13 protein-coding genes are annotated in these 15,634 nt (G+C 71.5%); 10 read left to right on the plus strand and 3 right to left on the minus strand.

Annotated elements, in window-relative coordinates; translation table 11 throughout:
- Positions 1-161: 161 nt before the first annotated feature.
- From AB4K12_RS18210 to serA, 4 genes are all read left to right on the plus strand, one after another.
- Complete coding sequence (locus AB4K12_RS18210; RefSeq protein WP_368435152.1) at positions 162-2,066, plus strand: acetolactate synthase large subunit; 1,905 nt, start codon at positions 162-164, stop codon at positions 2,064-2,066.
- A 32-nt stretch (positions 2,067-2,098) separates the two neighbouring features.
- Entirely contained in the window at positions 2,099-2,623 is a 525-nt protein-coding gene (gene ilvN / locus AB4K12_RS18215; RefSeq protein ID WP_189451234.1) for an acetolactate synthase small subunit, read from the plus strand.
- A gap of 107 nt (positions 2,624-2,730) precedes the next feature.
- A complete protein-coding gene (ilvC, locus tag AB4K12_RS18220; RefSeq protein ID WP_086571419.1) occupies positions 2,731-3,732 on the plus strand; it encodes a ketol-acid reductoisomerase in 1,002 nt (333 codons plus the stop codon).
- A gap of 323 nt (positions 3,733-4,055) precedes the next feature.
- A complete protein-coding gene (serA, locus tag AB4K12_RS18225) occupies positions 4,056-5,660 on the plus strand; it encodes a phosphoglycerate dehydrogenase (RefSeq protein ID WP_362250435.1) in 1,605 nt (534 codons plus the stop codon).
- 115 nt (positions 5,661-5,775) lie between these two features.
- Here the strand turns inward: serA and AB4K12_RS18230 are convergent, their stop codons facing one another.
- On the minus strand, positions 5,776-6,573 hold the full coding sequence (locus AB4K12_RS18230; protein WP_368435153.1) for a hypothetical protein: 798 nt from the start codon (positions 6,571-6,573) through the stop codon (positions 5,776-5,778).
- A 110-nt stretch (positions 6,574-6,683) separates the two neighbouring features.
- On the opposite strand from AB4K12_RS18230, the gene AB4K12_RS18235 reads away from it, so the two are divergent.
- Positions 6,684-7,574 carry a GntR family transcriptional regulator gene (locus tag AB4K12_RS18235; RefSeq protein WP_368435154.1) on the plus strand — a complete coding sequence of 297 codons (891 nt, stop codon included), beginning with the start codon at positions 6,684-6,686 and terminating at the stop codon, positions 7,572-7,574.
- A 7-nt stretch (positions 7,575-7,581) separates the two neighbouring features.
- On the opposite strand, the gene AB4K12_RS18240 is transcribed toward AB4K12_RS18235, so the two are convergent.
- Positions 7,582-9,144 carry an MFS transporter gene (locus AB4K12_RS18240; RefSeq protein WP_368435155.1) on the minus strand — a complete coding sequence of 521 codons (1,563 nt, stop codon included), beginning with the start codon at positions 9,142-9,144 and terminating at the stop codon, positions 7,582-7,584.
- A 96-nt stretch (positions 9,145-9,240) separates the two neighbouring features.
- On the opposite strand from AB4K12_RS18240, the gene AB4K12_RS18245 reads away from it, so the two are divergent.
- From AB4K12_RS18245 to AB4K12_RS18255, 3 genes are all read left to right on the plus strand, one after another.
- Positions 9,241-9,840 carry a TetR/AcrR family transcriptional regulator gene (locus tag AB4K12_RS18245; protein WP_368435156.1) on the plus strand — a complete coding sequence of 200 codons (600 nt, stop codon included), beginning with the start codon at positions 9,241-9,243 and terminating at the stop codon, positions 9,838-9,840.
- Between the two features lie 149 nt (positions 9,841-9,989).
- Positions 9,990-11,231: a cytochrome P450 gene (locus tag AB4K12_RS18250; protein WP_368435157.1), complete on the plus strand. Its 1,242-nt coding sequence runs from the start codon at positions 9,990-9,992 to the stop codon at positions 11,229-11,231.
- Between the two features lie 20 nt (positions 11,232-11,251).
- Positions 11,252-11,446 carry a ferredoxin gene (locus AB4K12_RS18255; RefSeq protein WP_368435158.1) on the plus strand — a complete coding sequence of 65 codons (195 nt, stop codon included), beginning with the start codon at positions 11,252-11,254 and terminating at the stop codon, positions 11,444-11,446.
- Between the two features lie 25 nt (positions 11,447-11,471).
- On the opposite strand, the gene AB4K12_RS18260 is transcribed toward AB4K12_RS18255, so the two are convergent.
- The gene (locus AB4K12_RS18260) at positions 11,472-12,719 is read right to left on the minus strand and encodes a PucR family transcriptional regulator (RefSeq protein WP_368435159.1); all 1,248 of its coding nucleotides are present in this window, start codon (positions 12,717-12,719) and stop codon (positions 11,472-11,474) included.
- Between the two features lie 180 nt (positions 12,720-12,899).
- Here AB4K12_RS18260 and AB4K12_RS18265 point away from each other — a divergent pair, with 180 nt between their 5' ends.
- Together AB4K12_RS18265 and pruA are read left to right on the plus strand one after the other, a co-directional pair.
- Positions 12,900-13,826 carry a proline dehydrogenase family protein gene (locus AB4K12_RS18265; protein ID WP_362250413.1) on the plus strand — a complete coding sequence of 309 codons (927 nt, stop codon included), beginning with the start codon at positions 12,900-12,902 and terminating at the stop codon, positions 13,824-13,826.
- 51 nt (positions 13,827-13,877) lie between these two features.
- Complete coding sequence (gene pruA, locus AB4K12_RS18270) at positions 13,878-15,509, plus strand: L-glutamate gamma-semialdehyde dehydrogenase (protein ID WP_368435160.1); 1,632 nt, start codon at positions 13,878-13,880, stop codon at positions 15,507-15,509.
- Positions 15,510-15,634 lie beyond the last annotated feature (125 nt).

Consider the following 15,634-nt stretch of genomic DNA (forward strand, 5'->3'; position numbering starts at 1 on the left):
CGAATTCTCGTACTTGGAAAGCGCGTCGGCTGAAGCAGGCCGCTCATGAAGCCCCTGCTGACCACCCCGACGCGCTCCCCTCGCTTGCCTTACGGCACGAGGGGTTTTTTGTTTGCCGAACCTTCTGCCGAACCGTCGAATCCGAAGCCTTCGAGAAGAGAATGTCGATGACAGAGCAGGCCACCGGGGCCCATCATCCGCAGCCGCGGCCCCGCAGCGGCGCGGCGCACCAGCAGCCCGCCACCGTCGAGCACGTCACGGGTGCGCAGTCCCTCATCCGCTCGCTCGAGGAGGTGGGTGCCGACATCGTCTTCGGCATCCCCGGCGGCGCGATCCTCCCCGCCTACGACCCGATGATGGACTCCTCGAAGGTCCGCCACGTCCTCGTCCGCCACGAGCAGGGCGCCGGCCACGCGGCCACCGGCTACGCCCAGGCGACCGGCCGGGTCGGCGTCTGCATGGCCACCTCCGGGCCGGGCGCCACCAACCTGGTCACCCCCATCGCCGACGCCCACATGGACTCCGTCCCGCTGGTCGCCATCACCGGGCAGGTCTCCTCCAAGTCGATCGGCACGGACGCCTTCCAGGAGGCGGACATCTGTGGCATCACCATGCCGATCACCAAGCACAACTGGCTGGTCACCGACCCCGCCGAGATCCCGCGGACGATCGCCGAGGCCTTCCACGTCGCCTCCACCGGCCGCCCCGGCCCGGTGCTCGTCGACATCGCCAAGGACGCCCTGCAGGCCCGGACCACCTTCGTCTGGCCGCCGCACACCGACCTGCCCGGCTACCGGCCGGTCACCAAGCCGCACGCCAAGCAGATCCGCGAGGCCGCCAAGCTGATCGCCCAGGCCGAGCGCCCGGTGCTCTACGTCGGCGGCGGCGTGATGAAGGCCAGGGCCACCGCCGAGCTGAAGGTCTTCGCCGAGCTGACCGGCGCCCCCGTCACCACCACCCTGATGGCGCTGGGCTCGCTGCCCGACAGCCACCCCCAGCACCTGGGCATGCCCGGCATGCACGGCTCGGTCGCCGCCGTCACCGCGCTGCAGAAGGCCGACCTGATCGTCGCCCTCGGCGCGCGCTTCGACGACCGCGTCACCGGCAAGCTGGACTCCTTCGCCCCGTACGCCAAGATCGTCCACGCCGACATCGACCCGGCGGAGATCGGCAAGAACCGCGTCGCCGACGTGCCGATCGTGGGCGACGCCCGCGAGGTCATCGCCGACCTGATCGTCGCCGTCCAGGCGGAGCAGGCCGAGGGCCGGGCGGGCGAGGCCGCCCGCACCCGCTACGCGACCTGGTGGACCGACCTCGACCGCTGGCGCACCACCTACCCCCTGGGCTACGACCAGCCCGAGGACGGCAGCCTCTCCCCGCAGCAGGTCATCCAGCGCATCGGTCAGCTCGCCCCCGCGAACACCATCTACACCTCGGGCGTCGGCCAGCACCAGATGTGGGCCGCCCACTTCATCGACTACGAGCAGCCGCGGACCTGGCTCAACTCCGGCGGCGCCGGGACGATGGGCTACGCGGTGCCCGCCGCGATGGGCGCCAAGGCCGGCATGCCGGACCGTACGGTCTGGGCCATCGACGGCGACGGCTGCTTCCAGATGACCAATCAGGAACTGGTCACCTGCGCGCTGAACAACATCCCCGTCAAGGTCGCCATCATCAACAACGGCGCCCTGGGCATGGTCCGCCAGTGGCAGACCCTCTTCTACAACCAGCGCTACTCCAACACCGTGCTGCACACCGGTGACGGCGTCTCCAACGGCGGCACCGCCACCGGCCCCGGCCAGGAGCCCGCCGGCGGCACCCGGGTGCCCGACTTCGTCAAGCTCGCCGAGGCCATGGGCTGCGTGGGGCTGCGCTGCGAGGACCCCGCCGAGCTCGACGCCGTGATCGAGCGGGCCAACGCCATCAACGACCGCCCGGTCGTGGTCGACTTCATCGTCCACCAGGACGCCATGGTCTGGCCGATGGTCGCCGCCGGCACCTCCAACGACGAGATCCTGGCGGCGCGCGGCGTCCGGCCGGACTTCGACGGCATCGACGACGACTGACCCGCCGCGACGAGAAAGCCGAGAGACCGATCATGACCAAGCACACGCTCTCCGTCCTGGTGGAGAACACCCCCGGCATCCTCGCCAGAGTCGCCGCGCTGTTCTCCCGCCGAGGATTCAACATCGACTCGCTGGCCGTCGGGGTGACCGAGCACCCCGACATCTCCCGGATCACGATCGTCGTCAACGTCGAGTCGCTGCCCCTGGAACAGGTCACCAAGCAGCTCAACAAGCTCGTCAACGTGCTGAAGATCGTCGAGCTGGAGGACAGCGCGGCCATCCAGCGCGAGCTCGTCCTGGTGAAGGTCCGCGCCGACAACGAGACCCGCTCCCAGATCGTCGAGATCGTCCAGCTCTTCCGCGCCAAGACCGTCGACGTCTCCCCGGAGGCCGTCACCATCGAGGCGACCGGCGGCAGCGACAAGCTGGGCGCGATGCTCAAGATGCTGGAGCCGTTCGGCATCAAGGAGCTGGTCCAGTCCGGCACGATCGCCATAGGACGAGGCGCCCGCTCGATCACCGACCGCAGCCTGCGCGCCCTGGACCGCTCGGCCTGACCGGGCCGCCGCCCGTCGCACCCCGATCCCCCTACCCCTTCCCCCCGCCCGCCCGTCATACGGTGGGGCGTACCACCGGACACACCGGAAACAAGGAGAAATTCCACGTGGCTGCCGAGCTCTTCTACGACAACGACGCCGACCTGTCCATCATCCAGGGCCGCAAGGTCGCGGTCCTCGGTTACGGCAGCCAGGGCCACGCCCACGCGCTGTCGCTGCGCGACTCGGGCGTCGACGTCCGCGTGGGCCTGCACGAGGGCTCCAAGTCGAAGCAGAAGGCCGAGGAGCAGGGCCTGCGCGTGGTCACCCCCGCCGAGGCCGCGGCCGAGGCCGACGTCATCATGATCCTGGTTCCGGACCCGATCCAGGCCAAGGTCTACGAGGAGTCCGTCAAGGACAACCTCAAGGACGGCGACGCGCTGTTCTTCGGTCACGGCTTCAACATCCGCTTCGGCTTCATCAAGCCCCCGGCCGGCGTGGACGTCTGCATGGTCGCCCCCAAGGGCCCGGGCCACCTGGTGCGCCGTCAGTACGAGGAGGGCCGCGGCGTTCCGTGCATCGTGGCCGTCGAGCAGGACGCCTCCGGCTCCGCGTTCGCGCTGGCGCTCTCGTACGCCAAGGCGATCGGCGGCACCCGCGCCGGCGTCATCAAGACCACCTTCACCGAGGAGACCGAGACCGACCTCTTCGGCGAGCAGGCCGTGCTGTGCGGCGGCGCCTCCGCGCTGGTCAAGGCGGGCTTCGAGACCCTGGTCGAGGCCGGCTACCAGCCGGAGATCGCGTACTTCGAGTGCCTCCACGAGCTGAAGCTGATCGTGGACCTGATGTACGAGGGCGGCCTGGAGAAGATGCGCTGGTCGGTCTCCGAGACCGCCGAGTGGGGCGACTACGTCACCGGCCCGCGGATCGTCACGGACGCCACCAAGGCCGAGATGAAGAAGGTCCTGGGCGAGATCCAGGACGGCACCTTCGCCAACAACTGGATGAAGGAGTACCAGGCCGGCCTGCCGCAGTACAACGAGTACAAGAAGGCCGACGAGGACCACCTCCTGGAGACCACCGGCAAGAAGCTGCGCAAGCTGATGAGCTGGGTCGACGACAAGGAGTAGTCCGCCCGCGGCATTCGGCCGGACGAACGAACGGCACCGGGCCGGGGCGAAGGCCCCGGCCCGGCGCCGTTCCGCCGCGTCCGCCGCCGTGTCCGCCCTTATGTCCGGCGTGTCCGGCCACCGCCGGGTGACGTTTGGGCATCGGCACAGGCCGGGGCCGTGTCCACCGATACACTGCGCAGCACAACGCGTCAGGCTCACAGCGTCGTGCGTCTTCCACGCGGCTGCCCCCTTCACCGCCTTCGGCCGTCGGGACGGCCGTCCTCCCCGTGGCCTCACCGGCACGGGCGGGGCCCCACTGGACTAGTGAGGACTGAGACCCTGTGAGCATTGCTTCGTCGCGCAAGCCCGTCGTACTCATCGCCGAAGAGCTCTCGCCCGCCACCGTCGACGCGCTGGGCCCGGACTTCGAGATCCGGCACTGCAACGGCGCCGACCGCGCCGCGCTGCTGCCCGCCGTCGTCGACGCCGACGCGATCCTGGTCCGTTCGGCCACCCGGATCGACGCCGAGGCCATCGCGGCCGCCAAGCGGCTGCGGGTCGTCGCCCGCGCGGGCGTCGGCCTGGACAACGTCGACGTCTCCGCCGCCACCAAGGCCGGCGTCATGGTCGTCAACGCCCCGACCTCCAACATCATCACCGCCGCCGAGCTCGCCTGCGGCCTGCTGATCGCCACCGCCCGCAACATCCCGCAGGCCAACTCCGCCCTGAAGAACGGCGAGTGGAAGCGGTCGAAGTACACGGGCGTCGAGCTGTCCGAGAAGACCCTCGGCGTGGTGGGCCTCGGCCGGATCGGCGTGCTGGTCGCCCAGCGCATGGCGGCGTTCGGCATGAAGATCGTCGCCTACGACCCGTACGTCCAGCCCGCGCGCGCCGCGCAGATGGGCGTCAAGCTGGTCGCCCTCGACGAACTGCTCGAGGCCGCGGACTTCATCACCGTCCACCTGCCCAAGACCCCCGAGACGCTCGGCCTCATCGGCGACGAGGCGCTGCGCAAGGTCAAGCCCTCGGTCCGCATCGTCAACGCCGCCCGCGGCGGCATCGTCGACGAGGCGGCCCTGGCCGACGCGCTCAAGGAGGGCCGCGTCGCGGGCGCCGGCCTGGACGTCTACGCCTCCGAGCCGTGCACCGACTCCCCGCTCTTCGAGTTCGACAACGTGGTCGCCACCCCGCACCTGGGCGCCTCCACGGGCGAGGCCCAGGAGAAGGCGGGCATCGCGGTCGCCAAGTCCGTACGGCTGGCGCTCGCGGGCGAGCTGGTGCCGGACGCGGTCAACGTCCAGGGCGGCGTGATCGCCGAGGACGTCAAGCCCGCGCTGCCGCTGGCGGAGAAGCTCGGCCGCATCTTCACCGCGCTCGCGGGCGAGGTCGCGGTCCGGCTCGACGTCGAGGTCTACGGCGAGCTCACCCAGCACGACGTGAAGGTGCTCGAACTCTCCGCGCTCAAGGGCGTGTTCGAGGACGTCGTCGACGAGACGGTGTCCTACGTGAACGCCCCGCTGTTCGCCCAGGAGCGCGGCGTCGAGGTCCGCCTCACCACCGGCTCGGAGTCCCCCGACCACCGCAACGTGGTCACCGTGCGCGGCACCCTCTCCGGCGGCGCCGAGGTCTCCGTCTCCGGCACGCTGGCCGGCCCCAAGAACCTGCAGAAGATCGTCGCCGTCGGCGACCACGACGTCGACCTGGCGCTCGCCGACCACATGGCCTTCTTCCGCTACGCCGACCGCCCCGGCGTCGTCGGCACCCTGGGCCGCCTCCTCGGCGAGGCGAGCATCAACATCGCGGGCATGCAGGTCTCCCGCACGTTGGAGGGCGGCGAGGCCCTGGTGGCCCTCACCGTCGACGAGTCGGTCCCGGCACCGGTGCTCACCGAGATCGCCGAGGAGATCGGCGCGGCCTCGGCCCGCGCGGTGAACCTCACGGACTGACCCCCACCACGACACCACCGGGCCCGGCCGCACCCCAAGGGGACGCGGCCGGGCCCGGCGGCGTTCATGCGGCGTACGGTCCTCAGTCGTCGTCGGCCCCGTGCCGGCCGGCGGGCTAGCGCGTCGACGGGACGAAGGGGACGACGTCATCGCCCCGGGGGATCGTGATCTTCGGGTCGGCGCCGTAGCCCGAGTACTCCTCGACCGTGCGGATCTCGCCGCTGGAGGTCTGCGCGACCTCCTGGGCCTTGACGACGAGGTCGTCCTCGCCGATCCACAGGTCGATCTCGGCCTTCACATGGTGGGCCGTCTTGCGGTCGCTCGCGAAGTGGTCGCGCACGGCCTCGCTCAGGACGTCGCCCTTGTACTCCTCCATCTCCAGGGGGACGACCGTGCCCTTGAAGTGGGTGGTGGGGCGCCCGTTCACGGTCTCCTCGCCGGCCTTTTCGAGGTTCTTGGCCGTCGCGAGGGATCCGATCATGTTCGGCAGATAGCCCTCGGACCGCTTCTTGATCTCCGGGTCGACGGGGTGCCGGGCGCCGGCCGGCGGGTCGTTGTCCATCTTCACCCACTTGTCGCCCGGGACATCAGCCTTCTCCATGACGTAGAAGGCGTCCGAGGTGCGTAAGGTCCGGCTCGCGCTGGCGGGCCCGGATCTGTTCCAGTGCTTCACCTCGTTGAGCTCGGGCTTCCGCTGGAAGGCGAGCTCCTCGCGGGAGCTCGGCTCCTGTCCGGAGCCCTCCGTCGAGCGCTTCGTCCGGTACGAGTTCTGCTGCGTGGTCTTGAGCGCCGCGGCCTTCAGCGCGGCATGCGGGGTGCGCTCGCCGCCCTCGTCCGTGCCGCCGCAGGCCGTAAGGCTCAGTACGAGTGCGGCCCCTGTGGCCGCTGTGACGTAACTGCGGATCGCCTTCATGGCGTCTTCCGCCCTTCGCGGTAGGTGATGGATCGTCACCGAACGTACCCGACCGATCGTCCTGTTCTGTGGGCGGGGCCACGCGCCCCGCCCGGTCGTACTCTTCCGTCATGGGCGCATGGGGACAGCCGACGGATCCGCCCTACCGCCGGATCGCGGCCGAGCTCCGTGAGCGCATCGCGTCCGGTGAGGTGGGGGCGGGGGAGAAGGTGCCGTCCACGCGGGGGATCGCGCGGGAGTGGGGGGTGGCGACGGCCACCGCCGCCAAGGTGCTGGAGGTCCTGCGGCAGGAGGGGCTGGTGCGGGCGGTGCCCGGGGTGGGTACGGTCGTCCGCGCGCCCGGCGCGGGCCCCGAACCGGAGCCGGACTTACGCACGGCGCGACGGCGCGTCCGGCGGCGCGCGGGGGAGCCCGCGCTGTCGCGGGAGGGCGTGGTGCGTACGGCCGTCGCCATCGCCGACGCGTACGGATCGGGCGCGCTGTCCATGCGCGCTCTCGCGGCCGAACTCGGCGTCTCCACGGTGGTGCTGTACCGGCACGTACCCGGCAAGGACGAGCTGGTCGCCCTGATGGCCGACGCCGTCTTCGGCGACGTCGAGCTCCCGGCGCGCGCTCCGGCCCACTGGCGCGGGCGGCTGGAGGCGGCCGCGCGGATGAGGTGGGGGCTCTATCGCCGTCACCGCTGGCTCGCCACGACGGCCTCGCCGGCCCGGGCCGACGCCCACGCGCGGTGGGCGATGGAGCCGCTGCGTGAACTGGGCCTCGACTCGGCGGTGTTGGCGCACATCGCGGTCATGTGGTCGTCCTTCGTGCGCGGTCTCGCCGTGAATGCGGCCGTGAACCTGGAGGACGCGGTCGGCGGCCCCGGTGACGAGCCGAGCCCGGAGGCGGTGTTCGCGTTCGGGCTGGCCCGGCTGCTCGACGGCCTGGAGCCGGTCGTGGCGCGGGCGGGAGCACGGCCGCGCCCCCGCCCGGAGGGACGGGGGCGCGCCTGGCGGTGACGCGGGGTCAGTTCCGGACGGGAACCGCCGTGGCGGCCGGTTCGGCGGCGGCGGTGTCCGGGGTGCGGGCGCGCCGGCCGGAGGCCAGGGCCAGGGCGGCGGCCAGGACCAGGAGGGCCGCGCCGCCGACGGAGGCGACGACCATGCCGTGGGTGAAGGCCTCGCGGGCCGCGGTCAGGACGTTCGCGCCCGCCGCCTCCGGCAGCCGGGCGGCGACCCCCGCGGCGCCGCCCAGCGTCTCGCGCACCGCGCTCACGGCGTCGTGGGGGAGGTCCGCCGGCAGCGCGTCGGTCACGTCGCGCCGGTAGACGGCGGTGCCGAGGGAGCCGAAGACGGCCATCCCGAGGGCGTTGCCGAACTCCTGGCCGGTCTCCATCAGGGCGGCGGCCGAACCGGCCTTCTCCGGCGGGGCGGTGGCCAGCGCCATGTCCGCGGCCGGGGCCATGACGGCGACGATGCCGCAGGCGATGAGGGCGGCGCCGGTCAGGGCGGTGGCCAGGGAGTCGGTGTCCGACAGGGCCAGCACGCCGTACCCGGCGGCGCCGGCGAGGAAGCCGCAGGCGATGACGCGGGCCTTGTCGGCCTTCCGGGCGACGGTGGTGGCGAACGGGGCGACGACGCTCACCGCGAGCGAGGGGACGAGCCCCCATAGGGCGGCCTCCAGCGGGCCCATGCCGAGGACGCTCTGCAGGTACTGGGTGGTGAAGTAGGCGGATCCCATCATGCCGACGGAGGCGAGGGTGTTGAAGGCGACGCCCAGTCCGTAGGCGCGGTGGCGGAACAGCTCGCGGCTGATCATCGCGTGCCGGACGGTCCGCTGCCGGCGGACGAAGGCGTAGCCGGCCAGCAGGCCCGCCGCGACGCACGCGCCCATCGGCACGCTGAAGCCGTCGGCCGCGATCTGCTTCAGGCCGTAGATCACCGGGAGCACGGCCCCCATGGACAGCGGCACGCTCAGCAGGTCGAAGCGGCCGGGCCGCGGGTCCTTGGACTCCGGTACGAGCACGGGGGCGAGGACGAGCAGGAGCAGCATCGCGGGCACGTTGATCAGGAACACCGAGCCCCACCAGAAGTGCTCGAGCAGGACGCCGCCGACCACCGATCCGAGCGCGATGCCGCCCGCCATGGCGCCGGACCAGATGCCGATCGCCGTGCTGCGCTGCTTGTCGTCGCGGAACAGGGTGCGCACCAGCGCCATCGTGGAGGGCATCAGGGTCGCGCCCCCGATGCCGAGGACCGCGCGGGCGGCGATGAGCATGCCGGCGCTGTCGGCGTAGGCGGCCGCCACCGAGGCGGTGCCGAAGGCCGCGGCGCCGAGGAGCAGCAGCTTGCGGCGGCCGATGCGGTCGCCGAGCGAGCCCATCGTGATCAGCAGTCCGGCCAGGGCGAAGGCGTAGACGTCGAAGATCCACAGCTGCTCGGTGGCGGTGACGTCGAGCGATTCGCTGATGACGGGGACCGCGTAGAAGAGCACGGACACGTCCATCGAGACCAGGAGGAGGGGCAGCAGGAGGACGACGAAGGCCGTCCACTCCCTGCGCCCGGCGAGAGGTGCGCCGGAGTTCGTCATGGCCACGACTATACGTATGTATTAAACGCTTGTCTATGACGCTTGTATAAGACGCCTGTCATGGACGGTTGTACGGCGCAGGGTTAGGGTGCCCGCATGGGACACCGCGAAGATCTGCTCGAGGGCGCCAAGCGCTGCCTGCTGGAGAAGGGCTGGGTCGGCACGACCGCGCGCGACATCGTCGCCGCCTCCGGCGCCAACCTCGCCTCGATCGGCTACCACTACGGCTCCAAGGACGCCCTGATGCTGGAGGCGTTCATGAGGATGACCGAGGAGTGGGGCGACGAGATGGGCCGCAGCCTGGCCGCCGGTGCCGCGGGCGCCGACCCCGGGGAGCGGGTGGCCTCCGTCGTCGACGCCGTGATCGAGGGCTTCTCCGTCAATCGCCCGTTCTGGCAGGCCCAGCTGGAGGTGATGGGACAGCTGGACAAGCACCCCGAGCTCAAGAAGAGGTTCGCCGAGGTCATGCCCGCCGGCCGGGAGGGGCTCGTCGCCCTCTTCGAGGGCGTGGCCGACACCGAGGTGAGCGAGGAGGCCGCGCGGACCGCCGGTTCCCTCTACCACTCGCTCTTCATCGGTCTGTGGGTGCAGTGGCTCGTCGACCCGTCGTCCGTGCCGAGCGGCGGGGAGGTCGTCGAGGGCATGCGCCGCGCGCTCGCGGGTACGGTGCTGACGGCGGACGGCCAGGGTGGTTAGGGCGTGTCCGATGGGTCGGCACGGGCCCTGCCATCGGACACGCCCTAATACGGTTGCGCGGCGGTGAGTTGAGGGGGCGTACTGGACGTAAGCGGGATGAATTCGCTGTACTGGTTGCCCAAGGACACCAGTCCGTCCGGGAGGTTCACATGGCCGTGACCGACACCCCCTCCACCACCCCTGCCGCCCCCGTCTTTCCGCAGGACCGCACCTGTCCCTACGACCCGCCCGCCCAGTACCCCGAGCTGGCCGCCCGCGGCCCGGTGGGACGGATGACGCTCTACGACGGCCGCGAGGTCTGGGCGGTCACCGGGCATGCCGAGGCCCGCGCGCTGCTGGTGGACCCCCGTCTGTCGTCCGACCGGAAGAATCCTTCCTTCCCCGTCCTTCTGCCGCGCGCCGAGGCCCAGGCCGAGCTCGAGTTCCCGCTCATCGGCGTCGACGACCCCGAGCACGCCCGGCAGCGCCGCATGCTCATCTCGCAGTTCGGCCTCAAGCGCATCACCGCCATGCGCCCGGCGATCCAGGCCGTCGTCGACGGCCTCATCGACGCCATGCTCGAACAAGGGTCCGGCGCCGACCTCGTCGCCGCCTTCGCCCTCCCCGTGCCGTCGATGGTCATCTGCCGGCTGCTGGGTGTCCCCTACGCGGACCACGACTTCTTCGAAGGCCGCTCCCGCGCGCTGCTCACCGCCCCGACCGCCGAAGGGCTCCGGGCACCGAGGGAAGAGCTGACCGACTACCTCCACCGGCTCGTCGACGCCAAGGAGCACGGCACGGCCACCGCCGACGGCGGACTGCTCGACGAGCTCATCACCGAACGACTCGCCGAAGGCCGGCTCGACCGCGACGAACTCGTCCAGATGGCCCTCATCCTTCTTGTCGCCGGCCACGAGACCACCGCCAACATGATCTCCCTCGGTACCTACACACTCCTCGAACACCCCGACCAGCTCGCCGCCTTGCGCGCCGACCCCGCCCTGATGGCGGGCGCCGTCGAGGAGCTGCTGCGCTTCCTGTCCATCGCCGACGGCATGGTGCGCGTCGCCCTCGAGGACATCGAGCTCGCCGGCCACACCATCCGCGCGGGCGACGGCGTCCTCCTGCCCACGTCCGTCATCAACCGTGACGCCGCCGTCTACGACCACCCCGACGCCCTCGACGTCCGGCGTGTCGCCCGCCACCACGTGGCCTTCGGCTACGGGGTCCACCAGTGTCTGGGCCAGAACCTGGCCCGCGCGGAAATGGAGATCGCCCTCACCACCCTCATCACCCGCATCCCGACGCTCCGCCCGGCCCTGGCCCCCGACGAGCTGGTCGTGGGCCCCGGCGGCATCGTCAAACCCGGCAGCACCCTGCAAGGTCTCTACGCCCTCCCGGTCACCTGGTGACCGAAGAACGGAGCACGATCATGCGCGTCACCATCGATTCCGGCATCTGCATCGGATCCGGCATGTGCGCCCTCACCGCACCCGCGGTCTTCGACCAGGACGACGACGGCTACGGCAGCGTCCGTCCCGGCAGGGAGGACGGCGCGGGAGAGCCGATGGTGAAGGAGGCGGCGCGCGGCTGTCCCGTCCAGGCGATCACGATCGCCGAGGACTGACCGGCACCGACCCGGCGGCGGCGCCCTACGTCCGGGAGCGCAGGCGCGCCGCCTTGAGCGTCATGTGGAGCAGCAGACGGTCCTCGCCGTCGTCCAGATCGAGCCCGGTGAGCTGCTCCACCCGGCCCAGCCGGTAGTAGAGCGTCTGCCGGTGGACGCCGAGCGCCGCCGCCGTGCGGCCGGCCTGGCCCGCGCAGTCGAGGTACACCTCCGCCGTCCGGGCCAGCTCGGTGTGGGCCGGCTCCAGGAGCGGCAGCACGGCCTCGTCGGCCGCGTGCTCGGCCGGCAGACCGGTCAGCACCCGGTACGGGCCGATCGCCGCCCACTGGGCCACCGGCCCCAGTTTCCGGTCCGCGACCGCCGCCCGCGCGGCGGCCAGGCCCTCCGCCCAGGCGTCCGGCAGCTCGGCCAGCCCCCGCCGGGGCGTGCCGATCCCGGCCGCGGCGGTCCCCGCCGCGGCGTCGCCCCGACCCGCGCGGGGCGAGCGCAGCAGCCGGTCGGCGGCCGCCTGCGCCGGGGCGGGCGAGCTGGTGGCCCGCAGCCGGACGAGGGCGGCCAGCGCCGCCGACCCGCCGGGGAGCACGCCGGGCACCGCGCACATCGCGGCGACCCCCGACTGGGCGGCCAGCGCCGAGCCCGTACCGTCCGGGCCCGCCTGGTCGTCCCCGTCGCCGTCCGCGGCCGCGCGCCACGGCGCGACGGCGACCACGGCCAGCGGCCCGTCGGCCGCGCTCCCCAGGGCCTCCCGCAGGGCGCCGCGCGCCGCCTCGCGCCCGGCCGGCCGGGCCGTCAGCAGGTCCCGCAGCAGCTCGCCCAGCTCCGCCCCGGCCCGGGCCTCGGCCGCCAGCAGGGCGCCGATGCGCGCGGCGGTCTCCATGGCCTGGGCGAGCCGGGGATCGGCGAACGGCACCTTCAGGTCCAGCCCCGCCAGGTGCCCGTCGTCCAGCAGCCACACATAGCCGTGCACCACGCCCCGGTGCCGTACGGGCAGGCAGATGCGGCCCTTGAACACTCCCGCCGCCGGGTCCGGCGGGATCCGCAGCGGCGCCTGCGCCCGCGCGATGCCGAACGCCTCGAACCACGCCCGTACCGCCGCCGTCGACCGGCGCTGCAGGATCGAGCGCGTCCGGACGGGGTCCATCATCATCTCGAGGTCGTCGTCGCCACCGTGGGCGCCGAACGCGATCAGCCCGAAATCCCGGTCCTCCAGGGTCGCGGGAGCGCCGAGGGCCGCCGAGATCTCGTCCACCAGCTGTTGATACTCGCCACGCATGCCGCCCCGCACTCCCTTCGGTATTCACCGGTCTTCATTGTCATACATTTGTCTGAGATCCCGGCCACCGATGCGTGACAGCTGTCGATGGCCCGCGAGGTGGCGTGAACTCTACGTTTCACGATGAGTTACTTATGCCGTCTCCCCAGGTGGGAGCGGCCGTCATCGTGGAGGTGCCCCGTGCTGGGTCCCGTGATCCTCGCTGCGTCTCGCAGCGACCGCATGCGTCGTTTCGTGTCGGCCGCCCCGGGCACCAAACAGGTCGTCGACCGCTTCATCGCGGGCGAGACCGTCGATGAGGTCGTCCCGATCGTCGAGGACGCCACGGCCAAGGGCCTCGAGGTGACCCTGGACGTCGTGGGCGAGGACATCACGACGGTCGAGCAGTCCCACGCCGCCCGCGACGCCTACCTCGAGCTGATCGGTCGGCTCAAGGAGCTGGGCCTGGGCGAGCGGGCCGAGATGTCGGTCAAGCTCTCCATGTTCGGCCAGGCGCTGGAGGGCGGCCACGAGCTGGCGCTCGCCAACGTCCGTCCCGTCGTCGAGGCCGCCGCCGCCATCGGCACCACGGTCACCCTGGACGCCGAGGACCACACCACCCTCGACTCGATGTTCGCCATCCACGAGGAGCTGCGGAAGGACTTCCCGCAGACCGGCTGCGTCATCCAGGCGTACCTCTTCCGCACCGAGGACGACGCCCGCCGCCTCGCCGCCGCCGGCAGCCGGGTGCGTATCGTGAAGGGTGCGTACAAGGAGCCCGCCTCCGTCGCGTACCAGGACAAGGCCGAGATCGACAAGGCGTTCGTCCGGATCGTCAAGATCCTCATGGGCGGCCTGGGCTATCCGATGATCGGATCGCACGACCCGCGTCTGATCGCGATCACCCAGGACCTGGCCCGGCAGGCAGGGCGCAAACTGGACGAGTACGAGTTCCAGATGCTGTACGGCATCCGCAGCGACGAGCACGTCCGCCTGGCGGCCGAGGGCCACCGGATGCGCGTCTACACGGCGTACGGCACCGACTGGTACGGCTACTTCATGCGCCGCCTGGCCGAGAAGCCCGCGAACCTGCTGTTCTTCGCCCGCTCCATCCTCACCAAGGGCTGAGCCCCCCTCTCCCGACCACCCTCGAAAAGCCCCGAAGGAGACACGGAACCCATGGACGCCGTGACCCAGGTCCCCGCGCCGGTCAACGAGCCGGTGCACAGCTACGCCCCCGGCTCCCCCGAGCGCGCCCGTCTCGAGGCCAAGCTCAAGGAGCTGGCGGCGAACCCGATCGACCTGCCGATGACGATCAACGGCGAGAAGCGGATGGGCGGTGGCGAGCCGTTCAAGGTCGTCCAGCCGCACAACCACGCCGCCGTCCTCGGCACGTTCAACAACGCCACGCAGAAGGACGCCCAGGACGCGATCGACGCGGCCCTCGCCGCCGCCCCGGCGTGGCGCGCGATGTCCTTCGACGACCGCGCCGCGATCATCCTGCGCGCCGCCGAGCTGCTGTCCGGCCCCTGGCGCGAGACGCTGGCCGCCTCCACCATGCTGGGTCAGTCCAAGACCGCCCAGCAGGCCGAGATCGACACGCCCTGCGAGCTCGTCGACTTCTGGCGCTTCAACGTGCACTTCGCGCGCCAGATCCTGGCCGAGCAGCCGGTCGCCAACTCCGCCGGCGTGTGGAACCGCAGCGACCACCGCCCGCTCGAGGGCTTCGTCTACGCGATCACGCCCTTCAATTTCACCGCCATCGCCGGCAACCTGCCGACCGCCCCCGCCCTCATGGGCAACGTGGTCGTCTGGAAGCCGTCTCCCACCCAGACCCACTCCGCCGTGCTGCTCATGCAGCTGCTGGAGGAGGCGGGCCTGCCCAAGGGCGTCATCAACCTGGTGACCGGCGACGGCATCGCCGTCTCGGACGTGGCCCTGAACCACCCCGAGCTGGCCGGCATCCACTTCACCGGCTCGACCAAGACCTTCCAGTACCTGTGGAAGACGGTCGGCAACAACATCGAGAAGTACAGGTCCTACCCGCGCCTGGTCGGCGAGACCGGCGGCAAGGACTTCGTGGTGGCCCACCCGAGCGCCGACCCGGCGATCCTGAAGACCGCTCTGACCCGCGGTTCCTTCGAGTTCCAGGGCCAGAAGTGCTCGGCCTCCTCCCGCGCCTACGTCCCCCGCTCCATCTGGGAGAACGGCTTCAAGGAGGAGTTCGCGGCCGAGGTCGACGGCATCACCATGGGTGACGTCACCGACCTGTCGCACTTCATCGGCGCCGTCATCGACGACCGCTCGTTCGCCAAGAACAAGGCGGCCATCGACCGCGCCAAGGCCGACCCGACCTGCACCATCGTCGCGGGCGGCAGCTACGACGACTCGGTCGGCTACTTCGTGCGCCCGACCGTCATCGAGTGCACCGACCCGGAGAACGAGGTCTTCACGACCGAGTACTTCGGCCCGATCCTGGCCGTCCACGTCTACGAGGACGCCGACTTCGACGCGATGCTGGCCCAGATGGAGTCCGTCTCGGCGTACGCCCTGACCGGCTCGATCATCGCCCAGGACCGCTACGCGGCGGCCGACGCGATGGAGAAGCTCCGCTTCGCCGCGGGCAACTTCTACATCAACGACAAGTCGACCGGCGCCGTCGTCGGCCAGCAGCCCTTCGGTGGCGGCCGCGCCTCGGGCACCAACGACAAGGCGGGTGCCGCGAGCAACCTGCAGCGCTGGGTGTCGACCCGGTCGATCAAGGAGACCCTGGTCCCGCCGACCGACTACACCTACCCCCACATGGGCTGATCAGCCCTCAGGTGAACCCCGCCCCCGACCGGCCCCTCAGCCGGCCGGGGGCGGCGTCGTTCCCGCGGGCCGCGTCGGCCGCCTCGGCCCGCCGCTCAGGCAGTGCGGCGGGATGACGCCGGCGT

The sequence above is a fragment of the Streptomyces sp. C36 genome (assembly GCF_040932295.1).
Lineage (GTDB): Bacteria > Actinomycetota > Actinomycetes > Streptomycetales > Streptomycetaceae > Streptomyces > Streptomyces triculaminicus.